Here is a 26,625-nt window from a genome sequence, read left to right as displayed (position 1 = left end):
GGAGGCCCCGCATGACCGCTCGCACGTTCGAGACGCGCCGCATCGGCGAAACCGCTCTGGAAGTTACGACCCTTGGCCTTGGCTGCGCCTCTCTCGCGGGCATCTTCAGCGCCGTGCCTGCAGCCCAGGCCCGGGCTACGGTCGCGCACGCTCTTGATGTTGGCATCACCTATGTCGACACCGCCCCCCAATATGGTCTTGGCCGCTCCGAACATCTGGTGGGCGACGTCGTGCGCGAAGCCGCGACCCGGCCCACCCTCTCGACCAAGGTCGGGCGGCTCCTGCGGCCGGTCGATCCTGCCCGGCAGGACAAGGGCAACTGGATCGATCCCCTGCCCTTCGACCAGCAATACGACTATTCCTACGATGGGGTGATGCGCTCCTTCGAGGACAGCCGCCAGCGGCTCGGCCTCGAAAAAGTGGATATCCTTTATGTCCACGATATCGGCGCCGCCACCCATGGCGTCGAAGCCAACAAGCCGCTTTGGGCCCAGCTGGCCGGCGGCGGCTATCGTGCCCTCCGCGAATTGCGCGATGCCGGCGTTGTCAAGGCAATCGGCCTCGGCGTCAATGAATGGGAAGTCCTGATGGACGCCTTCGCCCTCGGCGACTGGGACATGTTCCTCCTTGCCGGCCGCTACACGCTCCTTGAGCAGACTGCCCTTTACCCTTTCATGAGCACATGCCTCGAACGCAAGGCCTCGGTCGTTGTCGGTGGTCCGTTCAATTCGGGAATCCTCGTGGGCGGCGACAAGTTCAACTATGCCAAGGCGCCAGACGACGTGATCACCCGTGTCCGCGCCATCGAGGCGGTGTGCCGTGAGTTCGATGTGCCCCTGCCCGCCGCAGCCCTTCAGTTCCCGCTGACGCATCCGGCCGTGTGCAATGTTCTGCCCGGTCCCCGCTCGCCAGAGGAACTCGACGGCATTCTCGCCTGGTGGGATGCCGACATTCCCGACGCGCTCTGGACGACCCTGGCCGAAAAGGGCCTCCTTGCACCCGGCACGCCTGTCCCCGGCGGCACGGCCTGACAGAATCGTTTCATGGACCTGAACGCCTCAGTTCAGGTCCAGCGCATAGGATCGCAGAACGTCCATCGGCACGAGGCCCAGCGCCTTGCGATTGGTCGCACGGAGATAGACGCGCGGCGCCATCCCCGCTTCATGCGCCTGCAACCAGCGCGCCGCCACGAGGCACCACCGGTTTCCCGGCACCAGCCCCGCAAAACCGAATTCGGGTCTCGGTGTCGACAGGTCATTGCCGACCGATCGCGAGTAATGGAGAAATTCTGCCGTCACCGCGATGCAGATCAGGTGCACCGCCGCATTTTCCGGCCCGGCGGCGCAATAGCCTGTGCGAAAAAATCCGGTCAACGGATCGTCCGAACAGGGCTGCAGAGCCTCCCCGAGCACATTGAGTTCTGTGGGTCCCTCGATCCGCGGATGTGCCGTCACGAAATCCCATGCTCCACAACATCAAGCATCGGACTTGTCCAGCCGCTGCAGCACTTCCTTGACCTTGGTATTGATCTGGTCGAGCGAATAGGGTTTGGGCAGGAAGTCGACGCTCTGGTCGTCCTCGATATCCCGGCGCACGCTTTCCTCGGCATAGCCTGAAACGAAGATGATCTTGAGATTGGTCATTTTCGGCCGGATAGCCTTGAGCATGGTGGGGCCGTCCATTTCGGGCATCACCACGTCGGAAATGATCAGGTCGACCTTGTAGTCGAGGTCTTCGAGCACAAACAGCGCTTCCTCACCGCTATCGGCCTCGAACACTTCATAGCCCGTGGCGCGCAAGGCGCGGGCGGAGAAGGCACGCACGCTTTCCTCGTCCTCGACCAGCAGGATGCGTTCGTGCCCGGTCAGGTCCTTGGCCGGCGCCGCGGCAGCGGCAACCTTTGCAGCCGCTTCCTCGGCTGTCGGGACATAGCGCGGCAGGAAAATCTTGAATGTCGTGCCCACGCCCACAGTCGAAACCGGATAGATGAAGCCCTCGGTCTGCTTGACGATGCCATAGACGGTCGAGAGCCCCAGGCCCGTGCCCTTGCCGAGTTCCTTGGTGGTGAAGAACGGCTCGAAGATCTTGGCCATCACTTCGGGCGACATGCCGGTGCCGGTGTCTTCCACATCGATCAGCACATAATCGGCCGCCGCCATGCCCTCGAACCGGAGACTACGAGCCTCGTCCTCGGTGATATTGCTCGTGCGCAGGGTGATCGAGCCGCCATCGGGCATGGCGTCGCGCGCATTGACCACGAGATTGATGATCACCTGCTCAAGCTGCACGACATCGGCCCGCACAGGCCAGATATTGCGCCCATGCTCGACCGACAACTGGTTCTTTTCCCCGATCATGCGCTTGAGCAGCACGGTCAGGTCATCGACGATCAGCGGCAGTTCCAGCACTTGAGGCCGCAGCGTCTGCCGACGCGAAAACGCCAGGAGCTGCCGGGTCAAACCCGCCGCCCGATTAGCATTCTGCTTGATCTGCATCAGCTCGTTGAACGAGGGATCGCCCGGCTTGTGCTTGAGCAGCAAAAGATCGGAAAAGCCGATAATGGCCGTCAGCAGGTTGTTGAAGTCGTGCGCCACCCCACCGGCAAGCTGGCCCACTGCCTGCATCTTCTGGCTTTGGGCGAACTGGGCCTCGAGCTTGCGCTGCTCGGTCATGTCGAGCGCATAGACGTTGACCTGTTCAGGCGAGCCGGCGCTCACCTCCGAGGCCGAGATATAGAGCCGCACCGCATGGTCGCCCTCGACGCTCAGCAGGGCATCGACCGGCTCGACCTCGCTGCGCTGCGCCTGCGCGTCCGACAGCGCCCGGCTCAGCTTTTCCCGGCTCGCCTCCCCGATCAGTTCCTGGATCGGCTGCATCTCGAGGCTCTTTTCCTCGCCCGACCAGCGGAAAATCCGGCCGAATGGCGCATTGGTCCGCACGATGCGACCCGCAGCATCGAGCGTGGCTATGGCAAAGGGCGTATCGTTGAAAAAGCGCGAGAAGCGCACTTCGGCCGCGCGCAGTTCTTCCTCGGTTTCGGGTGCGCTCGAGCGATCGAGCACGAGCGTCCGCGTTTCTCCCAGCTCGCCATCGGCCAGTCGCGCGGCCCGATGCAGCAGCCGTACCGGCAGGGCGGTGCCATTGCGCCGCACCAGGTCGATATCGATGATTTCTGTGCGGATTTCCCCGTCGCCGCGCCCGCGCATCAGCAAGGTTGCGCCATCTCCGCGCACCACGTCGCCCAGGCTCAGCTGGCCGGCATTGAACTCGGCAAGATCATAGCCCAGCCAGTCAGCCAGCGTTGAGTTGAGATATTGGATCCGCCCCTGATCGTCCGCCGAAAAGAAGCCGGCCGGCGAGTGATCGAGATAGTCGATGGCGCGTTGCAGGTCGAGAAAGGCCGTTTCGTTGCGCTCGCGGTCACGCGTGATGTCCTCGACCGTCCAGGCCACCATGGGCTTGCTGGTATCGTCGGTTTCCGGCAGCGGCCGCACCGAGGCGCGGTACCAGAAGGCGCGCAGCGTCTCGGTCTGCGAGCCGCCTAGGCCACCCACGATCCGGATATCCTCGATGGCACTGCGGCCATCCTTGGCAGCGCGCGTCAGCCGGTAGATCGCTTCGCCGGCATCCGCCTGGCCGGAAAACAGCCGCGCTATGCTCACCGGCACGCCGTTGTTGAGCGCCCCCGGAAACGAGCCATATTGCGCATTTGCATAGGCGATCTTGCCGTCGCGATCCGCCACCACGATCCCGCGATTGACCGTATCCACAAGCGCACGGGCGATGGTGCGCCGCTCATCGGTCGAGGCAAAGCGGAAAAGCCCCGCGGCAAGCCCGAACAAAAAGAACACCCCGGCAACCGCCAGCAGACCCACAAACAGGATCACCAGTTCCGAGGGCATCCTGTCCCCGAGGAGAGCAAAGCCGGCAGCAGCCCCGATCAGCGCCACGGCAAGCGCCGCGACGCGCCAAAGCCCTGCACCGCCGCGAGAGGAGGAGACCAGAGGATCGGGATAGTTGTCCTCGCCGAGCGGCGTCGTTGCCATAGGTCGAATGCTCCAGCGCGCGAAAGTTGGCCCGATTCGGGACAGTTTCTACAGGTCTAGCAAATGGACCGCCAGCATGGGAGGCCGTAGGCGGTTTTTCCCGTCGTCAAGCCACGCCAAAGCGCAGCCCTGTTGCTCGGACAAGGCGAGCGTCTCTAATTTCGGGCCTTCCAGCCCTGCCCATGCTTGAGCCGCATGACGAAGCCGATGATCTCGGCCACCGCCTTATAGTGCTCGCCGGGAATGTCGTCGTCTACCTCGACCGAAGCAAAAAGCGCGCGCGCCAGCGGCGGATTCTCGATGATCGGCACATCCGCTTCCTTGGCAACGGCGCGGATGCGCAGGGCCACGGCGTCGGCGCCCTTGGCGACGCATTTGGGCGCAGCCATATTCTTTTCGTATTTGAGCGCCACCGCATAGTGGGTCGGGTTGGTCACCACCACGGTTGCATCCGGCACAGCCGCCATCATGCGCTTGCGCGCCTTTTCCTGCCGCAGCTGGCGGATGCGCCCCTTCACATGAGGGTCGCCTTCCATCTGCTTGTATTCGTCGCGCGTCTCCTGCACGGTCATCATCTGCTTCTTCCACCATTTGTGGCGCATATAGAAGTAGTCCGCAGCGGCGATGAATGTGACGACCACAAGCACGGCGGTGATGATCTTGACCGCGATTTCCTGAACGTCCGCCAGGATGATGATCGGGTCCGCCGTCATCATCGTGTCGAGCCGGTCGCGCTCCGGCCAGATCACGAGAACGACGACGACACCAACCACCGTGATCTTGACCAGCCCCTTGCCGAAATTGACCAGCGCATCCGCCGAGAACAGGCGCTTCGCGCCAGCGAGCGGAGAAACCTTGGAGAATTTCGGCTTGATCGGCTCGGCGGAAAACAGCGGCTGGTGTTGGATCAGATTGGCCACCACGCCGCAGATGTAGAGCACACCGAGCGGGGCGAGAACCGCCCCGATCATGGCAAAGGCGAGCCCGTTGAAGAAGGCGCCGAACCCTGACCCTTCGACATTGAACTGATCGGCATTCATCATGATCAGCTGCAGCGGCTGGCTGATCTGCTGTGCGGTCCAGGGTGCCATGGTGGCGCAAATGATCGCCACGCCCACCAGCATGAACCAGGTGGTCACTTCCTGGCTCTTGGCTACATCGCCCTTTTTATGCGCTTCCTCGAGTTTTCGCTGGGAAGGATCTTCGGTTTTGCTGTCCTGCTCGGGCGCTTCGCTCGACATCGGCTACCCCCGCCACATCGCCAGATGATTTTCGAAGGCGGTCAGATACCAGCCCATCATCATCATCAGCAACAGCGCGAACAAAATCAGCCCGGCCAGGATATTGGCCGGCATCAGGATGAAATAGACCTGCAGCGCCGGCATCAGCCGCGCCAGAATACCCGCTCCGAAATTGAAGACGAGCCCGAAAACGATAAACGGCGCAGACATCTGCACCCCGACCGAGAAGGCACCGGAAACCGTCCGCACCGCCAGCTGCATCGCATCTTCGGAGATGATCGGCATGGTCGGCGAAAACACCGCATAGCTGTCGAAAATCGCCGCGAGCGCCATATGGTGCAGATCGGTGGCAAAGATCAGCGTGATGCCGAGAAACGAGAGAAAACTCGCAAAGACCGCGCTCTGCATGCCCTGTTGCGTCGGATCGGACGCCATGGCGCCGGAAAGCCCGGTCTGGAAGGCAACGATCGCCCCGGCCACTTGCGTCGCCATCACCGTGATGCGGATGATCCCGCCGATGATCAACCCGACAGCGACCTCGTGAAAGAGCAGCCCCACGACCCCGGCTGTCGTCGCTGGCATATCCGGCAGCACATCGGCCAGCACCGGATAAAGCACGAACGTGAAAAGCAGCGCGAAGGACAGCCGCATCCGCGCCGGGATCGTCTGCTCCCCCAGTGCGGGCAGGAGCATCAGCATGGCGCCAATGCGCGCAAACAGGATCAGATAGGTGAAAGCCGCTGCGGGCGCCCAATCAAGGGCCAGATCGAGCATCAGCCACCGACGATGATCATGTCCACCACCCGGTTCATGTACTGCGCCATGGTCGCGCCGAGAAAGGGCAGGGTCAGCAGCATGGTCACGAAGATGGCGATGATCTTGGGCACGAAGACCAGGGTCATTTCCTGGATTTGCGTCAGCGCCTGAAACAGCGCGATCACAACGCCCACCACCAGCCCCACGAGCATCATCGGCAGCGACACGATGATCAGGGTCCAGATGCCCTGGCTGGCAATGTCGAGTACTTCGGCGCCGGTCACGACAGCGATCCTTATCCAGTCACGCCGCCGATGGTAGCTGATTCCCGAATCCGGAGCGAATGATTGCCGAAGTGTTAACGGCGCCCCACCATTGATGGCTGTGGGCATCACTCCGGACAAAGGTCCATTGCCCGCGAGACCATAACCCCAGTCCCCTCGCCGCTATGGGGAGAGGGTCAAGGGTGAGGGGTAAATGCCTGTCAGTCGGCCCCTGCCCCACCAATCAACCTTAGATCGGCATGCTCATGATCTGCTCGTAAGACTGGATCACCCGGTCCCTGATCGTCACAATGCTTTCAATCGCGAATTCGGTCTGACTCAGGGCCGTCACCATGTCGACCACATTGGCCTTGCCGTTGACCATGTCGATGGCCATCCGGTCCGCGGCACGGCCATTATCGACCACGCCCTGCACCGATTGCGCCAGAATCTGGGCGAAATCGCCACCCGGCTGCCCGGTTGCCGAGCCCAGTTGCGCGCCTGGCTGGGCGGCCTGCGAAAGCATGCGGCTCGCCGCATCGCCGAGCGAAGCCATGGCGGAGGGGTCGGCGGCCCGCGTCTCGACGACGCCCTGCACCGATTGAGCCAGCATCTGAGCAAAGTTCGGACCCGATGCGACGCCTGCGATTGCGGTTTCGGCTTCGGGACGGAAAGGCTGGGTCGCAAGGCGGCTGGCATTGCCATAGGCCGTCGCGGCGATGTTGAACGGCGTCGAGGCCATCGGGGTGAACTCCTAAGGATCAGCCGCGCAGGATGTCGAGCGTCTGCCCGAGCATCTGGCGAGAAATGGAAACCACATTGAGGTTGGCCTCATAGCTGCGCTGGGCCTCGCGCATGTCCATCGTCTCGATCAGCGTGTTGACGTTGGGATATTGGACATAGCCGTTCTGGTCGGCTGCCGGATGACCCGGTTCATAGCGGTTGTTGAAGTCGGACTGGTCGAGGGCCAGCTTGCCCATTGTCACGACGCGCCCGCCAAGCTCCTGGTTCATCACCGTTTCAAAGGTCGGAACGCGACGGCGATAGGGCTCGCCCCCGGCCGTCGTTGCGGTGGAATCGGCGTTGGCGATGTTTTCGGCGATGATCCGCATGCGGGCGGACTGGGCGTGCAGGCCTGTCGCAGCAATGCCGATAGAGGTATTGAAATCCATGCTCCAGGTCCTTCCTTAAGCTGTCTTGCCGAGCGCGGTGCGCAGGATCTTCACCGACTTCTGGTAAAGCGAGGTCGCGGCCTGGTAATCCATCATATTGGTGGTCACCTTCATCATCTCGTCCTCGAGCGTGATGCCGTTACCCTTTGGCGTCACTTCGAAATTCACCATTCTCTGGTCAGCAAAGCTGGTATTGCCGCCGATCGAGGTGGAATAGTGCTTGGGCTGGGTCACCCGGGTCGACACCGGCTGGCTCGTCACCACGGTGAACCGGTCCTCGAAGCTGTACTGCTTGAGGTCCCTGCCCTTGAAGCCGGGATTGTCGGCATTGGCGACGTTCTCGGCCAAGACGCCTTGCCGGGCCTGATGCCAGCGCATCTTGTCCGTCAATGCCGCAAACACCGGCATGTCCATCAGCCCCATTCTCGCCACCCCTTGAGTCCAGCTATCTGGGCAAATCCTGCCCATTTGTGGTTAAAGAAGCGTTAATCGAGCAGTCATACTGTCCTAATATGCCTCGCATAATGCAGTCCGGCCGGTTTGACTGGGCAGAAAATGCCCGCCAGAATCACCCAAGTCTTCTGTGGAGTTAGAATCAGTGAACTTTCTCACCAGCCTGTTCGGCGGCACCGAAAATGCGCTTCTCACCGCATTGTTCGCCCTCGGGATCGTGCTCGTCCTCATCGTCCTGGGCGTCTGGCTGCTCAAGCTGGTGTTCCGCGTGTCCAGCAATGGCGTGCGCGGGCGCAATCGGCGCCTCGGCATTGTTGATAGCCTGGTTCTGGATCAGAAGCGGCAATTGCTGATGGTGCGCCGCGACGATGTGGAACATCTGATTCTGGTCGGCGGCCCGCAGGATGTGGTGATCGAAAGCGGCATCGTTCCGCCCGAAGAGACCGCTACCCAGCCCACGCGCCGCCAGATGCCTATCGCTAATGGACGCCGCCCATCGCAGACAAGCGAGCCCAAGGTCGCCATCCCCCCGGCAAGCGCGGCAGCCGGTCATGGCGCCGCCATCGATCGGGCGCGCGAAGCCAATCGCACCAGGGAACCCGCGCCCCGTTCGCTCCGCCACACGGGCCTCCTGCGTCCGGTCGGCAATCCCGATGCTGCTCCAGCAGTGCATAGCGCCGACATTTCGCCCGCGCACTACGCCGACTCAGTTAATGAGGAAACAACAAAGCTGGCCAATGAAGGCGCAGGGCGTGACCACGATACCCCAAGCGAAGCCAATCGAAACTGACGCGAAGCCCAGGCGCCTCGGCAAAGGCGCCATAGCCGGGCTCTGCCTCGCCGTTGGCCTCAGCCTTCTCGCGACCGGCCTTGCGCATGCGCAGGATCTCTCGATCGGCTTTGGCGACGATACGGCGATTACCGAGCGCGCCATTCAGCTTATCGGCCTCATCACCGTCCTGTCGCTGGCCCCGTCGATCCTCGTCATGGTCACGAGCTTCACGCGCATCGTGGTCGTGCTCTCGCTTCTGCGCACGGCCATCGGTCTGCAGACCGCCCCGCCCAATTCGGTGATGATCTCGCTGGCGCTGTTTCTGACCTTCTTCATCATGCAGCCCACGCTGCAGCAAAGCTACGACAACGGCATCGCGCCGGTGCTTGCGGGCGAACTCGAAATTTCCGAGGCCTTTGAACCGACCACCGCGCCGCTCCACGCCTTCATGCGCGCCAATGTCCGCGAGCAGGACCTGCAGCTTTTCTACGATCTCACCGAAGCCGATATTCCGGCCACGCCCGAAGCCATCCCGCTCCAGCTGCTGATCCCGGCCTTCCTCATTTCCGAGCTGCGCCGCGCCTTCGAAATCGGCTTCCTGCTGTTTCTGCCCTTTGTCATCATCGACATGGTGGTGGCCTCGGTCCTGATGAGCATGGGCATGATGATGCTTCCGCCCGTGGTCATCTCCCTGCCGTTCAAGCTGATCTTCTTCGTCCTCGTGGACGGCTGGTATCTTGTCGTCGGCTCACTGGTCCGAAGTTTCACGGCTTAGCCCACTGTCACCGTCATCGTCCCCTTCGCCGCCGTCACCACCCGGCCTGTCCGGGTGGTCCATGCCGCCAACGATCTCGGGTCGCCACAGAGGGGGCAAAGACGTAGCGCCACCCTACTCAGTCAGCGCCGCAACATCGCCCGGGGCCTCGTCGCCGGCCGAAACCGGCGTCAGCGCCCCCTGCCCCTCATAGGTTTCCCGATAAGCCGCAAGAAAGGTCTCGAGCCCGTCGACCGAAGCGATCTGCGCCGCAACCTGGCGGAACTCGGTGCTGTTGGCCTGCACCGGACCGGTGATGTAGTCGAACATCGGCCATTCCGGGGAAGCCACCATGGCATCGGCATATTTGCTGCGCAGGCGCGCCAGTCCGCTTGGGTCATTGGTCATCACATAGCCGACCCCGGCCTGCAGCAGGGCCATGCGCGCGGGCTTTGCAAGCGGAACGCCCGCTGGCGAACTGCCATAAAGCGCTTCGATCATCTGCCCTGCCTGCGCATAGCGCTTGGCGCTCCAATGCGCGTCGATGCGCATCAGCTCAACATCCTGCCCGCTCATGTCGCGCAGAAGATCAAGCGCCAGCTGGTCGCGGCCACCGTCGAGCATCGCGCGTGCTTCAAGAATTCGCCTCTGGCGCGTCAGCGATTCCGGCAGATCCGGCAGCCTCGTGTCGATCAGCACGCGCATGGCTTCGGCCGGCTTGTGCTCGGCCAGATAGATCACCGCAAGATCCGAGGCGACCTGGGTGCGCGCCACTCCGCGCAGGCGGTTATCGAGCTGATACTGCAACAGTTCTGCAGCCTGCGGCAGCAAATCTACCCGCACCAGCCGGCGCGCCAGATTGCGGATCATTTCGTCGCCGCGGGCGCCCGGCGGCGTCAGCTGCTGGAAATCGTAGTAGATGCTCAGCGCCTCGACCGGGCCGACGGAATCGGCCAGTCCGTTGAGGAACAGGTCGTTGAACATGCCCTGCGCACGGTCGCTCAGTGCCTGAACCTGGTTGCTCTCGGGATCGCTGGCTACCGCCGCCATCACCGATTCGAAACCCTGCCGATACTGCCCCTGTCGGAAATAGAGATCGGCCAGCATGCCCTGCATCGAGGCTTCCAGCGCATCGCCCCGCCAGAGCAGCGCTTCGGCCGCAAGGGTCTGCGCCCCGCGCGCCACATCGAGCCGCCCTTCCTGATCGAGAATTTGCAGGGTCCGGTACACCGCCTCGGCCCGCCACTGGCGCTGTTCCGAGGCGATCACCTGCCCATAGGTGTCGACCGCTGATTGCAGACGCCCTTCGGCCTCCGCGATGCGCCCCGAAAGCAGGTTGAATTCGGCAACCTGGTTCTCCGAAAGCGAAGCAAAGACCACGTCGCCGATCATCTCCCGCGCCTGATCCGCATAGTGCTCCTCGACGGCAGCACGGGTTGCCGCGAGAAGAAACATCTCGCGCGCCCAGGGCGCATAAGTGTCGATGATCGAATAGGCCTGGATCGCGTCGGCCCGTGCACCGCGGAAGTCGCCGTTGTGCGATCGGGCAATCGCCCGCCAGAACAGCGCATCGATATCCTGATCCAGCGCCGCCTGATCAAGATGCACGAGCGCGTCGCGCGGCCGTCCGGCGACGATGCTGGCGACAGCTCCGCTGAGATGCACCTTGTTGAGCAGGTCCTCGTTGCGCACCGTGCTTTCCATTACCCGCAGGATGCCGATGGCCTCATGCGCAAGTCCATTGGCGGTCAGGTAATTGGCGAGATCGAGCCGGGCGGCGTCGCGGGCCCGCCCCTCGCTTGCCGCAGCCGCCGTCTCCAGCTTTCCGCGCTCGGCGCTGAAGAGACCCGGATTGGGCTGCACCAGCGGATCGAAATCGATGAAGCTGGCGCGCTGGCTCGGCACCATGGAGGAGAGGTCCTGCCGCAGGGTGTCGGTCGAAGACACCTGCAACCCATCGTGAACCGAAATCACCGCCTCGGCATTGTCGAGCGCTACCTCAAGATGCTCGGCCTTGGGCCGCACCACCAGACCATGCACACTCTGCATGGCGGTGAAATCGACATAGTCGAGCGATCGGGTGATGCCGCGCGCAGGCGGATAGGCCGTCACGACCTTGAGCGTATCGCCCACCAGTGGATCCTGAAAATCATGGACCCGGCCGGGTCGCACCACATCGGCGACCATCTCGAATTCGCCGCGCATGTCGCGACGGCGGTTGAGCGCCATGGGCTCGGTCGGCGCCATCATTACATCGCCCAGCGACAGCACCCAGGCTTGGCCTTCCGAGCCGAGCGTGGCGAGACGATCCTGCGCCAGATCGATCCGCACCACCTGCGTATTGCCCGAAGTGTTGGCGACAAACTCGCGCGAAATCACCGAGAGATCCTTGAGATCGTCGGGAACGCGGATGCCGCTGAGCGTGTCGAACACCATCCACACCGAGTCGCCCCGCCGGAACACGGCTGCCGGGGTATCCTGCTCGAAGGGGAACACTACGCGCACCGTGCTGCCGAGCATGGTGACGAATGGCGTGATTTCCGAGGGCGCAACCGCATCGAGCGGCGCTAGGGCACGGGCAGCGCTTGTAACCTCTCCCCCCTCGTTGTGGGACACCGCAGGCAGCCCTGCAGCGAGCGATGCCGCTGCGATCTGTGGCAGTTCTCGACCCTCGAGATCGATATCGAGCACATATTGCCCGGGCCCTGTTGCGAAAAAGCGCGGCGTCACGCCCTTGGCAAAGCGCAGGCCTACTTCGCTCCCATCGGCCGTAACCGTGTTCTTCACCGACACAATTTCGGCCGGCAGCGCCGTTTCGAGTTCGCGCAGGTCGATATCTACGGGCCACTCGAAGTCGAGCGCACCCTGTTCGCCAGTCTGCTCGAATACGCCTGCAGTGGGGATGGTCCAGTCGAACTGAAGGCGCAGGAAGGTTGGATTATGCCCGATGCGCAGGCTCGCCCTTGGGTTTTCTTCGGCCACCACGCGCGCCTTGCGCGCCTGGTCCGCACGCAGGGCCACCCGTGCCCGCTTTTGCTCCATCTCCGCAATCACGTCCGGCGGCAGCGCCGGCGGCGGCCCCTGCCAGTCCGGCGGCAGCAGGTCGATAAACAGCTTGGTGCCGGCTTCGGTGCGATTGAAGTTGAGGGTCGTGCGCAATCCCATGCGCAGCCCCGTCCCATTGGGATCGATCCGCGCCACCGAAAGATATTCGGGCATGATGGCCGTGACATCGGGCAGCACCATCGACACCGGCTCGGCAAAGTCGAGCGACAACACGCCATTGCTCATGCGCATGGCATATTCGGGCATCTCGTCAAGATCGGGAAAACTCACCACCACCCGGCCGAAGCCGTCTTCCTGTGTGGCAAAAAACTGGGCCTGCTCCTGCGCGGCCGCCATAGCCACCGAGAGCGACAACACGCTCGCCGAGAGAAAGGCGGCGGCCAGACGGTTCCGAGGCCGGAGCCAACCCTTGTTGAACGTGACTTTCACGGCTTCACCTGCCCGACGCAAACCGCATTTCCCCTAGAACCCTTCTGGGTTCGAAATGACGGTGACTAGAACTGACCCCAGCCTAGTCGGGCATGCTTAACACCCGATTACAGGCGGGCGCCCTGCGCGGTGAATTCGGCAAGGAGAAAAGAAAAAGGCCCGCAGTTTCAACGCTGCGGGCCTGTTTGTTGACTCACTGCCCGACGATCTGGGGCAGCGCTGCAAGATCGGCCGCGCCCATCCTTTCCGGATTCTCGCTGGTCTCTGCTGCGAGTCGCACCGTCAGCTCCTGCGCCCGCGCCGTGCTCATGGCCGCTAGGATCGGCGCCATCTTGCGCGGCGGCATCATCTTGGCCACTCGAACCAGCACATCGATCTCGAGCGCGTCGAAAATGCTGGCGGCATCCTTGGGCTTCATCGTCTGATACATCGACACAATCGAGGTGAACTGCTCCTCTTCGAGCCGCTTGCGCTCTTCCACGAGCGTTGCGATCTGCGCTTCGAGCGCTGCCAGCGTCGAGGTCCGCTCGTCGACCCGCTTTTCCGCGGCATCGATCAGCGAGGCCCGCATTGCCAGTTCCTGCTCGTAGGATTCGAGTTCGCCGCGGCGCGCGGCCAGGCGATCGAGCAGCACCTGCTCGGTCAGCGTAGGGTCGCTCGCCCCGATCTCGACATTGCCGGCCGGCGTTGCCATCTGCGGACGCGCATCGAGCAGCGGCGGACAATCCCCCGCCATCACCGTCAGCTGCCCGGCTTCACTGCCCTCACCCACCGGACGCGGCGCACAGGCATTGAATTCGGCGACCGGATTGCTGCCGCCATGCCCGCCACCATGTTCAGGCGCATCGTGTCCGGCTTCCGCAGCTTCTTCACCATCCCCCGCATCCGCGGGCGCACCATGCCCGCCGCTAGCCGGCGCCCCGTGGCCACCATCTGCCGCCTGTTCCCCGAGCGTTGGGGTCGTATTGGCAAGCGTCGGCGCGGCATCGGAAAGGGTCGGCTGCTGCAGCGTCGTCGTGGCCGAGGGCTGGGCCGCTTCGCCATGCCCGCCACCGCCGCCACCTCCGGCCGCCAGAGCCTGGCTAGGGCCGGAGAGCACATAGTGACCCTGCGTCACGAGGCCGAACACCTTGAGCACCAGAAGTGCCCCGATCAGCAGAATGACGACGGGAAGCAGGCGAACGCGAGTCACGCGGCAACTCCACGGCTACGCACATGGGCGGAAAGCTGTTCGAGCGCCGCACGCACCTTGTTCGGCTCGCGCACCAGCGTATCGGTCGTATTGGCGGCCGAGATCATCGGCTGACCGGCCGGTGCCTGGCGCGCCGCATTGGTCACGCGTACGATCCGCTGCATCAGCGTCGTGCCGGCATTGACGTGATTGGCAAGCTCCACCCCGAAACGCTCGGCCTCTTCGAGCCGCACGCTCAGTGTCATGTCCGCCTCGATGGCGGTGGCCTTGAGTTCCTTGATCGCCTGATTGGCAAGATTGGTGGCGGTGACGAGGTCGCCCACCATCAGCCGCAGCGCTTCCCGATCGGCATGCAGGCGCGCCAGACGCCGGTTCAGGATCACGCAATATCCCAGGGTCAGCGCCATGAGAACGGCGACTGCGCCCTCAATGAACAATCCCATCGACAAACCAAACATCAACGACCTTCCATGGATTCATCAATTGCCTCGAAGGCCGCCATCGTGACCTTGGGAGGATTCAGCGGGCGCTCGACCCGCACAGATACGTAATTTCCGATATGGCCCATCGTGGCCTCGGTCAGATCGACATCGCCGCAGCGCAAGAGGATCGGATCGCTCGGCGAACGTTCGAACATCACGGTATCACCCGGCTTGAGCGCCAGGAGACGCGACAGCGGCAATTCCTGCTCGTGCAACACCGCCTCGATCTGCACGTCGGCCTGGTAGATCTCGGTGGCCAGATGCCCTTCCCAGATGGGATCGCGACCGAATTTTTCACCCATGAACATCTGCAGCAGCAGTTCACGGATCGGCTCGATGGTGGCGTAGGGCAAGAGAATTTCGATCTTGCCGCCGCGATCGTCCATCTCGATGCGCAGCTCGATCAGGATCGCCGCATTGTTAGGCCGCGAGATCGCGGCGAAGCGCGGATTGGTTTCCATGCGCTCGAGCTTGAAATTGACTGTGGTCACCGGCTCGAAGGCACGCTGGGTGTCTTCGAGGATGACCTCGATCAGGCGCTGCGCCAGCGCCAGCTCGATCGTCGTATACGGGCGGCCTTCGACCCGCACATTGACACCCGAGCGGCGGCCGCCGAGCAGCACGTCGATCATCGAATAGATCAGGTTGCTGTCGACGGTGAGAAGTCCATAATTCTCCCATTCCTCGGCCTTGATGACCGAGAGAATGGCCGGCAGCGGAATGGAATTAAGATAGTCGCCAAACCGCACCGAGGAGATGGAGTCGAGCGAGACTTCCACATTGTCGGAGGTGAAATTGCGCAGCGAGGTCGTGGCAAGGCGCACCAGGCGGTCGAAGACGATCTCGAGCATCGGCAGACGCTCGTAGCTGACCAGCGCAGAATTGATCAGCGCCTGCACGCCGCTCAGTTCCACCCCACCTGCCGCCGTCTCATCGAACCCGAAGAGATTGTCGATTTCATTCTGGTTCAGCACGCGGTCTGCCCCGCCATCGGCGGCGGCATCCTGGCTGGCCTTGAGCATTGCAGCCCAGTCTTCCTCGCCATCTCCATCCGGGATGTTGAAGGAGGATCCGGCGGCATCGAGATCGTCGAGGCCCCAGTCTTCCGAAAGCTTGTCTTGATCGGTCGGTCCGGCCATCACTGCACCAGGATTTCCTTGAAGAGAATGCTTTCGATCCGGGCGGGATAGACGGCCAGGTTCACGCGGCGCAGCAATTCTTCCTTGAGCCGGTATACCCCGGCAGAGCCTTCGAGGTCGGATTTGCGCAGTTCGCGCATATAGACCTGAAAGGCATCGACAACCTTGGCCAGCCTGGGCTGGATTTCAGTCATCATGTGTTCGTCGGCAACTTCCAGCGCCACGGTCAGCTTCATGTAGTTCTGCTGGCCGTTCTCGCTGTTGAGGTTCACCATCATCGGCTCGAGATTGAAGATGAACGTGTCGGCAACCGGCCCGGCGCCGTGTTCGCCGCCATGCTCAGCCGCTGCGCCATGCGCTTCGGTGGCAGCCGGCTGGGCGCCGCCCGAAGAGGACATGAAGAAGAACAGGGCGCCACCGCCAAGCAGGACCACTGCGGCTGCGGCACCACCGATGATAAAGAGCTTTTTGGAGCCCTTCTTGGCTGGCGCCTCGCCACCAATTTCTGCTTCCGTCGCCATGCGAACCCCACCAGATGCACGTATCGCGACCAGACGATTCCGGCCGCGTGTCCACCTAATGCCATCTTGGTTAATGCTTGGTTACTTTTGACCCCAACCCGGCAACTTCTGCCGGGCAGCATTTGCCGCAGAACCAAAATGGCATTCGGCGAATTCCGCCGAGCCTCGCAGCTAACCCGTTGAATTTGCAAGCTCCATGCATCTGGCACGGTTTCTGCAATTTGGGAGGCGAGGCGGCAGGCTTGGGGAAGTCAGCCATCTCGGGGATACCAAACCGGGGATCGCAATGATCGAAAATGCACAACTGATCGGCCTGTCGCGCCAGATGGCCTTGCAGCGTCAAATGGACATGGTGGCGAACAACATCGCCAACATCAACACCACCGGCTTCAAGGCTGAGCAACTGCTGTTCGAAGAGTACAAGATGCCCGTGGCAAGCCACGGCGACTTTTCAGGTGAAGACCGCGCTCTCTCCTATGTGCAGGACTGGGCAAGCGTTCAGGATTTCACCGATGGCGCCATGGTCCAGACCGATGCGCCCCTCGATGTTGCGATCGCAGGTGAAGGCTTCTTTGTCGTTCAGACCGCGGGCGGCGAACGCTGGACCCGCGCCGGCGCCTTTCAGCTGAACAACGAAGGCACCCTCGTCGATCTCTCCGGCAATCCGGTCCTCGGCGAAGGTGGACCAATCCAGTTCGGCCCCGAAGAAACCGATATCCGCATTTCCGCCGATGGCGCGATTTCCTCCAACGAAGGCGCCAAGGGTCGCCTGCGCGTGGTCGAGTTCGCCGAGCCTCAGGCTTTGGTGCGCGAGGGCAACAATCTGTTCTCCGGCGGCACCCCTGCCCCGGCTACCAATTCGCGCGTGCTTCAGGGCTTCACCGAGCGCTCCAATGTCTCGGGCGTTGCCGAGATGGCCGAAATGATCCGCGTCACCCGCGCCTACGAATCGATCGCCTCGCTGGGCCAGAAGCAGGACGACATGCGTCGCGATGCCATCAAGCGCCTCGGCTCCATGAACGCCTGACATTGAGGACCAGCCATGAAAGCTCTCTATATCGCATCGACTGGCATGAGCGCGCAGGAACGCAATGTCGAAGTCATCTCCAACAATATCGCCAACATGCGCACGCCCGGCTTCAAGCGCCAGCGTGCCGAGTTTGAAGACCTTCTTTATCAGCAGATCTCCCGCGCCGGCTCCCAGACTTCGGATCAGGGCACCCTGGTGCCTGCCGGTCTTGAGATCGGCTCGGGCGTGCGCACCGTCGCAACCCCGCGCGTCATGAGCCAGGGCGCTGCCAACGTCACCGAGCGCGAACTCGACGTCGCCATCCGTGGCGAAGGCTTCTTCATGATCGACCTGCCCGATGGCCGCACCGCCTATACGCGTGACGGCTCCTTCGAGCGCAGCGCCGATGGCATGCTGGTCAACTCGAGCGGCTTTGAAGTCTCGGGCGGCATCGCCATTCCGGGCGACGCCAAATCCATCTCCATCTCGCCCGATGGCACTGTGGAAGCCTTTATCGGCAACGACACCGAACCCACCCAGGTCGGCCAGCTTCAGTTGGCCCGCTTTGTCAACAAGTCAGGCCTTGAATCGATGGGAGACAATCTCTTCCTTGAAACGCCGGCCAGCGGCCCTGCCCAGGTGGGCGTGCCCAACACCGATGGCACCGGCAACCTGCTGCAGAACTATCTGGAAATGGCCAACGTCAACTCGGTGACCGAAATTGCCGATCTGATCGCCGCCCAGCGCGCCTACGAGATGAACGCCCGCGTGATCTCTGGCGCCGACCAGATGATGCAGGCCACGAGCCAGCTCCGCTGATAGGAGGCGCAGGTGACCCTCTTTCACAAACTCGCAATGGTCAGCGCATTTGCGCTCACCGCAGCCGGCGCCGAGGCAGCCCCGGTCCTGCGCGGCGACATCACCGTGCTCAACACGGTTGTCACCGTTGCCGATATGTTCGACGAGGCCGGTGCATTGGCTGAAAAGCCGATCTTCTCAGCCCCCGCTCCTGGCACCACGGGCACGGTCGATCTCGCCAGCATCCGCGCCGCCGCTGCCCGCGTTGGTATCGTTAGCTTCGAAGCCAATGGCCTATCGGCCATCAACGTCACCCGGGCCGGCGCAACCGTCGACGAAAGAACGCTGACCGGCCTGATCCTCTCCGATCTTTCCGGTCGCGGGCTCATGGGTCCGGGCGTCAACGCCACCGTGCGTTTCTCCCGCTTTATCGATCCTGTGCAGGTTGCAACCAGTGGCGTTGCCGTCCGCCTCGACCAGCTGCGCTATGCTTCCGGCGGCCGAGACTTCACGGCCCGCTTCGTCCTGGCCGGTCAGAACCGCGTACTCGATCTCTCCGGCACCATCGACATGACCGTGGACATGCCGCACCTCGCTGCAAATATGCCAGCCGGCACAATCCTCCTGCCCGAGCACGTGGTGATGCGTCCGGTTCCGGCCAGCCAGGCCGATGCCTTTGGCTATGTGCCGCTCGATCAGCTGGTCGGTATGTCGCTCAACCGCCAGAGCCGCGAAGGCATGCTCTTGCGCGCCAGCGACATCAGCCCGCCGCTCGCCGTCTCCAAGAACGAGCTGGTGACCATCATCTACCGGCGCGGCCCCATGACCCTCACCGTCAAGGGTCAGGCCATCACCAGCGCCAGCCGCGGCGCCGGTCTTCAGGTTCTCAATCTCGCTTCCAAGCGCGTCATCACTGCAACGGCAGTAGCGCCGGGCACGGTCGAAGTGACCAGTGGCTCCGTGTCGCTCGCCGGCCTCTAATCGGGAAACCCCGCCATGAACACCTTCAAGATCGCTTCTGTTCTCGTCCTCGCCGCCGCCCTCGCCGGCTGCAACACCATGGATCGCCTCGCCAATGTCGGCAATGCGCCACCGCTGACCCAGATCCAGGATCCGACCACCCTCGCTGGATACCAGCCTGTCCGTATGCCGATGCCGGCTCCGATCGCTGACACCTACCAGGCCAATTCGCTCTACCGCACCTCGGCCAAGGGCTTCTTCAAGGATGAACGCGCCCATCGCGTCGGCGACATCCTCACGGTCAAGGTTACGGTCAGCGACAGCGCCAAGATCAGCAACTCCACCCAGCGGAACCGCGCCTCGTCCAACTCCGCCGGCATGGGCGGCATCTTCGGCGCAGCCGTCACCAATGTCTCGGGTGGCAGCATCGACCCCTCGGCCGCCATCGACTTCACCTCCGGCATCAACGACGCTGGCGCAGGTTCGGTCAACCGCTCCGAAGCGCTCGAAACCTCCGTCGCCGCCGTCATCACCCAGGTCCTGCCCAATGGCAATCTCGTGATCGAAGGCCGCCAGGAAGTCCGCGTTAATTTCGAAGTGCGCGACCTGATCGTCTCCGGCATCGTCCGCCCATCCGATATCCAGGCCAACAACACCATCGCCTCCACCAAGATCGCCGAAGCGCGCATCTCCTATGGCGGCCGCGGCCAGATCACCGATGTGCAGCAGCCGCGTTATGGCCAGCAGGTGCTCGACGCTATCCTGCCCTTCTAAGGCTTGACCCATTCGACGGCGCTCATGTCCCCAAAAGGGCGCCGTCGCTCCCCGGGGCAGATCCAGGAGAGATCGCCCCGGCCGATCGGCAGAAGCCATGCGGCCACCCCACGAGGCGCAGCTCCCCGGCTGCGCCTCTGTCTATTTGGCGACAACTCGGCCGGAATGCTAACCATTAGTTAGCATTTGCGCGTCCAATATTGTCATGTTGATGCAAAGTGGCTGGTCCGGAGCGGTACGTCGAAGAGGCCACTCTCACCGCATCCGGACCAACCGCCCTACGGGACTCAGGAGTTGCGGCGGACCTGAGATAAGCCGTAGGGAGCTCTGAAACTGCATGGGGCCAGGCCCGCACCGTCTGGAATTCAGACTACTCCCAACGGGTTGAAACACAAGAAAATCCAACACCTGCCAGGCGGTAACCGTCTGTTAATCATAACGGATAACCCTAACATCTCGCATTTTACTAAGCGGCGTCCAGGATCACCCTGTTCCGCCCTTCGCGCTTGGCACGATAAAGCGCCACATCGGCCCGCTTGATCAGCGTTTCCGGCGTGTCCGCTTCGATCTCGTTAAACGAAACACCCACCGACACGGTCACGGCCAAAGGCCGCATACCACGGATTTCAAAAGGCTTTTCTGCAATCGCCTGCCGCACTCGCTCCGCCACGAGTTCGGCGCTGTTCACATCGGTGTCGGGCATCAGCACCACGAACTCCTCGCCGCCGAACCGGCAGGCCAGATCCACCCCGCGAATATTACGCTTCACCCGCGCCGAGAACTCTCTGAGCACCACATCGCCCACATCGTGGCCATGCGTATCATTGACCGCCTTGAAGTGGTCGATATCGAGGATCATCACCGCCAGGGCCTTCTCCTGCTCCTGAGCTTTCCCCAGTAACACGTTGAGATGCCTGTCGAAATACCGGCGATTATAGAGCCCGGTCAGATCGTCCGTCACCGCCAGCGCGATCGAATGATTGACGCTTTCCCGCAGCTCCATGGCATAGCGATGCCGCCGGATCTGCGTTCGCACTCGCGCCATCAGCTCGTTGCGCTCGATCGGCCGGGAAATGAAATCATTGACCCCCAGATCCAGCGCTCGAACCACCCGCGGCTTGTCGCCTTCATCAGCCATCAGGATGATCGGCAGGTTGCGCGAATGATCAACGGTCCGGATCTGCGAACACACCCGCAGCGCATCGAAATCTCCAAGCGCCATGCTGACAAGCGCCAGCTCATAGCGTCCGCCTGAAACCTGGAACACCGCATCGGCCGGATCGGTCAGCACATCTATTTTATGCTCCGCTGACAGATAGCCTTGCACGCGCTCGGCATGGCGCCGGTCGCTGTCGATGACCAGCACCGACCCGCCACTCGTCGAAATCGAATCCATCGCCCGCATGGCGTCTTCGATCGCCAGCTGCTGGCCGGTCAGCGCCCTGGCGCGCAACTCATCGGTCAACGACTTGAGCCGCGCCAGGCTCTTGACCCGCGCCATCAGCTGCATGTCGTCGACGGGCTTGGTCAGAAAGTCGTCGGCCCCAGCATCGAGCCCCTTCACCCGGTCAGAAGGCTGGTCGAGCGCCGTTACCATCACCACGGGAATATGATGCGTTCGCGGGTTGGACTTGAGCCTGCGGCAGACTTCAAAACCGTCCATGCCCGGCATCATCACGTCCAGAAGCACGATGTCGATTTCCGCGCCCTGGCAGATGTCGAGCGCTTCGGGGCCCGAGCTGGCAGTCACGACTTCAAAATATTCCGCCGTGAGCCGCGCTTCGAGCAGCCGAACATTCGTCGGAATGTCGTCGACAATCAACACGCGCGCGGTCACGTCACTTCTCCCCGGTCACCCCAACCCGCGCGGAAGCAGCGGGCTCAGCGCAGATCTGCGCTCCAGCCTTCAGGCCGGGCCAATGTAGCGGGCAATGGTTTCCAGAAAGTGAGATACCGAAATTGGTTTGCTGATGTAACCTTCGCACCCGCCTTGCAAAATGCGCTCCTCGTCACCCTTCATGGCGAAGGCTGTGACGGCAATGACAGGGATATGGGCCAGTTGCTCGTCATCCTTGAGCCACTTGGTCACCACTAGCCCCGAAACCTCGGGCAATTGGATATCCATCAGGATCAGGTCGGGCATGTGGGCACGCGCGAGGTCTAGCGCCTCAAGCCCATTGCGCGTCTGGATGACCCGATAGCCGCGGGATTCGAGCAGATCGTTGAAGAGCTTCATGTTCAGCTCGTTGTCTTCCACGATCATCACAGTCTTGGGCATGGGTCCTCACTTGCGTACCCGCTTCAAATGCTGCCAAGCCTTGGCAACATCACCGTGGCATTTCGCTTTGCCGCACTATTGCGGTACCATTGAAACCGTTACAAAACCTCAAATGAGACCTGCCTTGCCCCAAGCCAAGCCCTCCGAGCTGGAACTCTCCCATGTTGCCGATGCCTGCCTCGGCCACCTGGCAGAGAATCCCGACGAACTCCTGGCGTTCATGCAACAGGCTGGCTTCGATCCGCAGTCGCTTCGCGCTTCCCTGGGCACGCGCCGCCTTCAGACTGGTCTTATCGATTACTTTGCAGCGAATGAGCCGCTCCTGCTTGCGCTCTGTGCCAATAGTGGCATGAGCCCGGAAAGCGTCATGCGTCTATGGCATAAACTCAATCCGGGGGGCTGAGGTTCAGTCATGGACTGGCTTTGCCGCGATTGCCTGGCTTCCGGGACTGCTAGCGCCGAACCGCGCCGCTGCCCGAGTTGCGGATCTCCGCGCATTCGCAGCCATGAGGAACTATTCGCCCTTTCGATCGCCCATGTTGATTGCGATGCCTTTTATGCCTCGGTCGAAAAACGCGACGATCCTAGCCTTCGCGACCGGCCGCTGATCATCGGTGGCGGCACGCGCGGCGTGGTTTCCACCTGCTGCTACATCGCCCGCCAGTCCGGCGTCCGCTCCGCGATGCCCATGTTCAAGGCGCGCGACCTGTGCCCCGATGCAGTGATCATCAAGCCGGACATGGCCAAATATGTTGAGGTCAGCCGCCAGATCCGACGCCACATGGATGCGCTGACCCCACTGGTCGAGCCCATATCCATAGACGAGGCGTTCCTCGATCTGACCGGAACGGCAAGGGTGCACAAGGCACATCCAGCCGTCGCACTTGCCCGTTTCGCGCGAACCGTCGAACAGGATATCGGCGTCACCATTTCGGTGGGTCTGAGCCATAACAAGTTTCTCGCCAAGGTCGCATCCGACCTAGACAAGCCGCGGGGATTTGCGGTGATCGGTGCGGCTGAAACCCTTGATTTTCTTGCGCCGAGGCCGATCAGCCTCATCTACGGCGTCGGCAAGGTCTTCTCCGAAACCCTCAAGAAGGATGGCTATCATACGATCGGTCAACTGCAGCAGGAAGACCCGATCCGCCTCATGAGGCTTTACGGGGAATCAGGCGCGCGCCTCGCCCGCCTCTCTCAGGGTCAGGACAGCCGTCGCGTCTCGACTGACGGCGAGATGAAGACCGTGTCATCCGAAACGACATTCAACCGCGACCTGGCTACGCTGGAGGAACTCTCCACCGAGCTCCTCAAATGCTGCGAGCGCCTGTCCGAGAGGCTCAAAGCCAAATCCCTTGTGGGCGACACAGTGACGCTCAAGCTCAAAACTGCCGGATTTCGGTTGCGCACGCGCGCCCGACACCTGATGATGCCGACACAGCTGGCGAACGTCATATACGAGGCCGGACTGAGCCTGTTGCAGCGCGAAGCCGATGGCACACCGTTCCGCCTGATCGGCATCGGCATATCAGGCCTTGAGGCGGCAGACGGCTCCGACCCGATGGACCTGCTGGAGCCGCAAGTGGCGCGCAAGGCCGCTGCGGAACGCGCCATGGATCGCGTTCGCTCCCGTTTCGGGCGCACGGCTGTGGTTCGTGGCAAACTCTATACCAGCCGGCCTGAGTCGCACTCGGCGCCGGCCTCCGAAGAAGAAGCAGAAGACCTGGAAGGCAAGACGAGATGACCGATCCGATCGAAAAGCTCCGCGAATATGGCTATGAACTGCCCGCGCCCAAGGCGCCGGTCGCCAGCTATGTGCCGGTGACCCGCAGCGGCAACCTGATCTATGTGTCCGGCCAGATTTCGAGCAACGAGGCTGGCGTGGTGCAGGGCCGGCTGGGCGAGACCATGAATGTCGTGCAGGGCGGCAATGCCGCAGAACTCTGCGCCGTCAACATCATGGCACAGATCGTCCACTCGGCCGGAATTGCCCTGTCCGACATCAAGCAGGTGCTCAAGCTCACCGTGCTTGTCTGTTCCGATCCGGAATTCACCGAGCAACACCTGGTCGCCAATGGCGCATCGAATCTCTTCGTTACCGTTCTCGGCGACAAGGGCAAACACGCCCGCGCCGCCTTCGGCGTCACCTCCCTGCCCCTCGGCGCTGCGGTGGAAATCGACGCGGTAATTGAAGTGTAGTTTCGGGCCAAAGGAGAAGACCCCTCCCGCCAAGGCGGGGTGCTTTGGACCAGTAGCCGGGACGGTGATAGCCCCCGTTCAGTCTGGTCCCTCGGCCCCTCTGGGGAGTGGGCGAGTGCAAGGGGCGTCTACCGCCCTTACCAACTGTAATCTCTTCGTCACACAGCTGTGCGACCCCCTCGGCTCCAATTCTCGAGCAGCACGCCAATGACCGAACCCCTCTTCCCTCGTCCCGTCGCCCACCGGGGTCTGCACGATCGCGGTAAGGGTGTCGTCGAAAACAGCGCCTCCGCCTTTGCCGCGGCTATCGAGGGCAAGTTCGCGATCGAGTGCGACCTGCAACTGACCCGCGACGGCCATGCGGTCGTCTTCCACGACGACACGCTCGAGCGCCTCACGGGCGAAGCCGGCTTCGTCCGTGACAAGAGCATCGACGAAATGACGGACCTTCCGCTGCTCGACAGCAAGGCCGGAGACCGCCCCCAGACGCTCGATGCCTTTCTCGATCAGATCGCAGGCCGTGCCCTCCTTCAGATCGAACTCAAGCACCAGTCTACTCCGGAGGCTACGCAACGCTTGGCCAAGGTCACCGCTGATGCCCTCGCAAACTACGCCGGTCCCGTTACCATCGAATCCTTCGATCCTCACCTCATCACGCTTGCTCGCGAAAGCGGCTTTTCGGGACCTCGCGGCATCATCACCTATGATTACGAAAGCGCGGACTATCCTCCCGGCATCACGGAAGACGAGCGCTATATCCTCAAACATTTGCTGCACTGGCACGAGACACAGTTCGACTTCATTTCCTGCGCGCATAACGCGCTGACCCTGCCCGCAATCACCTTCTGGCGGGCGCTCGGCAAACCGGTAACCGCCTGGACCATCCGCAGTCAGGCCGACGCCGACAAGGCACTCCTCCATTGCGATCAGATCGTCTTTGAAGGCTTTGATCCCATCACGGCCTAGAAGCGGGTAAAAGGCGTGCGGGGCATCCAGAACAATTCCGTGATACCCCGCACGCACGGCCTTACAAGACCCAACGAACCAGCCTATCTCTAGACACCAGTTGATGTCCCGACCCGTGTCTCGCCTTGCCCGATCAGCCCAGCATCCGCGCCACCATTCATCCCTCGACGGCATCCGTCGGCGAGGCCTGCTGGAACGCCCTCGTGCCCGGCACGGGCGGGGTCTCCGATAATCCCTTTCTCGACTTTGCGTTTTTACGGGCCCTTGAGGAGTCTGGATGCGCCGATGCGCGGACGGGCTGGCAGCCGCAGCATATCCTCCTGACCGACGAAGCCGACAAGCCACTCGGCCTCATGCCTCTCTTCCTCAAATCCCACTCGATGGGCGAATATGTCTTCGATCATGGCTGGGCGCAGGCGCTGGAACGCGCCGGGGGGCACTATTATCCAAAGCTGCAGGGTTCGGTGCCTTTTACGCCTGTGACTGCGCCCAAGCTTCTGGTGCCGTCCCAAAGCCTCGACATCCGTGCGGCGTTGCTTTCGACCGCGGAAGAACTCGCCCGCCAGCGCAACGCCTCCTCCGTGCACCTGACCTTTCTGCCACAGGACGATGCCGCCACGGCCGAAGCCGCAGATTGGCTCGGCCGCGTCGACACGCAGTTCCATTGGCACAACGAGGAATTTCAGAGTTTCGAGTCATTTCTCGAATCTCTTTCGTCCCGCAAGCGCAAGGTCATCCGCCGCGAGCGCCGCGAGGCGTTGGCCGATGGCCTCACCGTCAAATGGCTGCAGGGCAACGACATCCGTGAGCATCACTGGGACGCCTTTTTCGACTTCTACGAAGATACCGGCGCGCGCAAATGGGGCCGGCCTTACCTAAACCGGCAGTTCTTCTCTCTGCTGGGCCAATATATGGCCGATCGCGTGGTGCTGATCTTTGCCTATGATGGCGAGGAGCCCATTGCCGGTGCCATCAATTTTCTTGGCAAGGATCGCCTTTACGGCCGCAATTGGGGCGCGACCCGCGACATCCCCTTCCTCCACTTCGAGATTTGCTATTATCAGGCGATCGAATACGCCATCGCTCACGGTCTCAAGGTGGTAGAAGCCGGCGCCCAGGGCGAACACAAACTGGCGCGCGGCTACCTTCCCGTCACCACCTATTCAGCCCATTGGATTGCACATCCGGGCCTGCGTCACGCCGTTGCCGATTATCTTGAGGCCGAACGCCCGGCGGTGGAGCGCGAGCAGGAGGCGCTGGAAAGCTTTTCTCCTTTTCGCCGCGGCGAACGGCAGGAGCGTTAGCTCCCCTTCTGCAACTGTGCTAGAAGGCCGGAAACCGTCTTGGAGTAGCGCGAT

27 protein-coding genes are annotated in these 26,625 nt (G+C 62.3%); 12 read left to right on the top strand and 15 right to left on the bottom strand.

Features of this window, described 5'->3' with window-relative positions:
- The first annotated feature begins 11 nt into the window (after positions 1-11).
- A complete protein-coding gene (locus tag BM364_RS05700) occupies positions 12-1,031 on the top strand; it encodes an aldo/keto reductase (RefSeq protein WP_092422047.1) in 1,020 nt (339 codons plus the stop codon).
- Positions 1,032-1,058: 27 nt separating this feature from the next.
- Here the strand turns inward: BM364_RS05700 and BM364_RS05695 are convergent, their stop codons facing one another.
- From BM364_RS05695 to flgB, 8 genes are all read right to left on the bottom strand, one after another.
- On the bottom strand, positions 1,059-1,454 hold the full coding sequence (locus BM364_RS05695; protein ID WP_244542780.1) for a DUF2237 family protein: 396 nt from the start codon (positions 1,452-1,454) through the stop codon (positions 1,059-1,061).
- Positions 1,455-1,475: 21 nt separating this feature from the next.
- Positions 1,476-4,046: a cell cycle histidine kinase CckA gene (gene cckA, locus BM364_RS05690; RefSeq protein ID WP_092422044.1), complete on the bottom strand. Its 2,571-nt coding sequence runs from the start codon at positions 4,044-4,046 to the stop codon at positions 1,476-1,478.
- Positions 4,047-4,201: 155 nt separating this feature from the next.
- The gene (gene flhB / locus BM364_RS05685) at positions 4,202-5,287 is read right to left on the bottom strand and encodes a flagellar biosynthesis protein FlhB (RefSeq protein WP_092422041.1); all 1,086 of its coding nucleotides are present in this window, start codon (positions 5,285-5,287) and stop codon (positions 4,202-4,204) included.
- Positions 5,288-5,290: 3 nt separating this feature from the next.
- Positions 5,291-6,061 (bottom strand): flagellar biosynthetic protein FliR, encoded by a 771-nt coding sequence (fliR, locus tag BM364_RS05680; RefSeq protein ID WP_244542779.1) that lies wholly within the window; start codon positions 6,059-6,061, stop codon positions 5,291-5,293.
- Positions 6,061-6,327: a flagellar biosynthesis protein FliQ gene (fliQ, locus tag BM364_RS05675; RefSeq protein ID WP_092422038.1), complete on the bottom strand. Its 267-nt coding sequence runs from the start codon at positions 6,325-6,327 to the stop codon at positions 6,061-6,063. The genes fliR and fliQ overlap by 1 nt, the downstream gene beginning before the upstream one ends.
- A gap of 229 nt (positions 6,328-6,556) precedes the next feature.
- Positions 6,557-7,048 carry a flagellar hook-basal body complex protein FliE gene (gene fliE / locus BM364_RS05670; protein ID WP_244542778.1) on the bottom strand — a complete coding sequence of 164 codons (492 nt, stop codon included), beginning with the start codon at positions 7,046-7,048 and terminating at the stop codon, positions 6,557-6,559.
- 19 nt (positions 7,049-7,067) lie between these two features.
- The gene (gene flgC / locus BM364_RS05665; RefSeq protein WP_092422035.1) at positions 7,068-7,478 is read right to left on the bottom strand and encodes a flagellar basal body rod protein FlgC; all 411 of its coding nucleotides are present in this window, start codon (positions 7,476-7,478) and stop codon (positions 7,068-7,070) included.
- 15 nt (positions 7,479-7,493) lie between these two features.
- Positions 7,494-7,901, bottom strand: a complete 408-nt coding sequence (gene flgB, locus BM364_RS05660) for a flagellar basal body rod protein FlgB (RefSeq protein ID WP_092422032.1) — start codon at positions 7,899-7,901, stop codon at positions 7,494-7,496.
- A gap of 175 nt (positions 7,902-8,076) precedes the next feature.
- Here flgB and BM364_RS05655 point away from each other — a divergent pair, with 175 nt between their 5' ends.
- Positions 8,077-8,721, top strand: coding sequence for a flagellar biosynthetic protein FliO (locus BM364_RS05655; protein ID WP_175528475.1), 645 nt, complete (start codon positions 8,077-8,079; stop codon positions 8,719-8,721).
- Complete coding sequence (gene fliP / locus BM364_RS05650; RefSeq protein ID WP_425284877.1) at positions 8,711-9,478, top strand: flagellar type III secretion system pore protein FliP; 768 nt, start codon at positions 8,711-8,713, stop codon at positions 9,476-9,478. Before BM364_RS05655 ends, fliP begins: the two co-directional genes overlap by 11 nt.
- Before the next feature lie 114 nt (positions 9,479-9,592).
- On the opposite strand, the gene BM364_RS05645 is transcribed toward fliP, so the two are convergent.
- From BM364_RS05645 to BM364_RS05625, 5 genes are all read right to left on the bottom strand, one after another.
- Positions 9,593-12,952 carry a hypothetical protein gene (locus tag BM364_RS05645; protein ID WP_139232491.1) on the bottom strand — a complete coding sequence of 1,120 codons (3,360 nt, stop codon included), beginning with the start codon at positions 12,950-12,952 and terminating at the stop codon, positions 9,593-9,595.
- 193 nt (positions 12,953-13,145) lie between these two features.
- Positions 13,146-14,144 (bottom strand): MotE family protein, encoded by a 999-nt coding sequence (locus tag BM364_RS05640; RefSeq protein WP_092422022.1) that lies wholly within the window; start codon positions 14,142-14,144, stop codon positions 13,146-13,148.
- Positions 14,141-14,602: a DUF6468 domain-containing protein gene (locus BM364_RS05635; RefSeq protein ID WP_092422018.1), complete on the bottom strand. Its 462-nt coding sequence runs from the start codon at positions 14,600-14,602 to the stop codon at positions 14,141-14,143. Before BM364_RS05635 ends, BM364_RS05640 begins: the two co-directional genes overlap by 4 nt.
- Positions 14,602-15,765, bottom strand: a complete 1,164-nt coding sequence (gene fliM, locus BM364_RS05630) for a flagellar motor switch protein FliM (RefSeq protein WP_092422015.1) — start codon at positions 15,763-15,765, stop codon at positions 14,602-14,604. The genes BM364_RS05635 and fliM overlap by 1 nt, the downstream gene beginning before the upstream one ends.
- A complete protein-coding gene (locus tag BM364_RS05625) occupies positions 15,765-16,286 on the bottom strand; it encodes a flagellar basal body-associated FliL family protein (protein WP_092422012.1) in 522 nt (173 codons plus the stop codon). The genes fliM and BM364_RS05625 overlap by 1 nt, the downstream gene beginning before the upstream one ends.
- A gap of 289 nt (positions 16,287-16,575) precedes the next feature.
- On the opposite strand from BM364_RS05625, the gene flgF reads away from it, so the two are divergent.
- The 4 genes from flgF to flgH are packed head-to-tail and all read left to right on the top strand — an operon-like array spanning position 16,576 to position 19,827.
- Complete coding sequence (gene flgF, locus BM364_RS05620; RefSeq protein ID WP_092423917.1) at positions 16,576-17,313, top strand: flagellar basal-body rod protein FlgF; 738 nt, start codon at positions 16,576-16,578, stop codon at positions 17,311-17,313.
- 15 nt (positions 17,314-17,328) lie between these two features.
- Complete coding sequence (flgG, locus tag BM364_RS05615; protein ID WP_092422009.1) at positions 17,329-18,114, top strand: flagellar basal-body rod protein FlgG; 786 nt, start codon at positions 17,329-17,331, stop codon at positions 18,112-18,114.
- A 12-nt stretch (positions 18,115-18,126) separates the two neighbouring features.
- Positions 18,127-19,074, top strand: coding sequence for a flagellar basal body P-ring formation chaperone FlgA (gene flgA, locus BM364_RS05610; RefSeq protein WP_139232490.1), 948 nt, complete (start codon positions 18,127-18,129; stop codon positions 19,072-19,074).
- Positions 19,075-19,089: 15 nt separating this feature from the next.
- A complete protein-coding gene (gene flgH, locus BM364_RS05605; RefSeq protein WP_092422003.1) occupies positions 19,090-19,827 on the top strand; it encodes a flagellar basal body L-ring protein FlgH in 738 nt (245 codons plus the stop codon).
- A gap of 466 nt (positions 19,828-20,293) precedes the next feature.
- Here the strand turns inward: flgH and BM364_RS05600 are convergent, their stop codons facing one another.
- Together BM364_RS05600 and BM364_RS05595 are read right to left on the bottom strand one after the other, a co-directional pair.
- Positions 20,294-21,664 carry a PleD family two-component system response regulator gene (locus BM364_RS05600; RefSeq protein WP_092422000.1) on the bottom strand — a complete coding sequence of 457 codons (1,371 nt, stop codon included), beginning with the start codon at positions 21,662-21,664 and terminating at the stop codon, positions 20,294-20,296.
- Between the two features lie 69 nt (positions 21,665-21,733).
- Positions 21,734-22,105, bottom strand: coding sequence for a response regulator (locus BM364_RS05595; RefSeq protein WP_092421997.1), 372 nt, complete (start codon positions 22,103-22,105; stop codon positions 21,734-21,736).
- A 124-nt stretch (positions 22,106-22,229) separates the two neighbouring features.
- On the opposite strand from BM364_RS05595, the gene BM364_RS18385 reads away from it, so the two are divergent.
- The 5 genes from BM364_RS18385 (at position 22,230) to BM364_RS05570 (ending at position 26,571) form a co-directional block, all read left to right on the top strand.
- A complete protein-coding gene (locus tag BM364_RS18385) occupies positions 22,230-22,508 on the top strand; it encodes a DUF3572 family protein (protein ID WP_175528474.1) in 279 nt (92 codons plus the stop codon).
- 9 nt (positions 22,509-22,517) lie between these two features.
- Positions 22,518-23,846 (top strand): DNA polymerase IV, encoded by a 1,329-nt coding sequence (locus BM364_RS05585; RefSeq protein WP_092421991.1) that lies wholly within the window; start codon positions 22,518-22,520, stop codon positions 23,844-23,846.
- Complete coding sequence (locus BM364_RS05580; protein ID WP_092421988.1) at positions 23,843-24,301, top strand: RidA family protein; 459 nt, start codon at positions 23,843-23,845, stop codon at positions 24,299-24,301. The genes BM364_RS05585 and BM364_RS05580 overlap by 4 nt, the downstream gene beginning before the upstream one ends.
- 207 nt (positions 24,302-24,508) lie before the next feature.
- The gene (locus BM364_RS05575) at positions 24,509-25,267 is read left to right on the top strand and encodes a glycerophosphodiester phosphodiesterase family protein (protein ID WP_092421985.1); all 759 of its coding nucleotides are present in this window, start codon (positions 24,509-24,511) and stop codon (positions 25,265-25,267) included.
- A 125-nt stretch (positions 25,268-25,392) separates the two neighbouring features.
- Positions 25,393-26,571: a GNAT family N-acetyltransferase gene (locus BM364_RS05570; protein ID WP_092421982.1), complete on the top strand. Its 1,179-nt coding sequence runs from the start codon at positions 25,393-25,395 to the stop codon at positions 26,569-26,571.
- Positions 26,572-26,625: the final 54 nt, after the last annotated feature.

Source organism: Devosia crocina (genome assembly GCF_900116545.1).
Taxonomy (GTDB): Bacteria; Pseudomonadota; Alphaproteobacteria; order Rhizobiales; family Devosiaceae; genus Devosia; species Devosia crocina.
The sequence above is the reverse complement of the archived record's forward strand: the minus strand, read 5'-3'. Positions and strand labels throughout refer to the sequence as shown.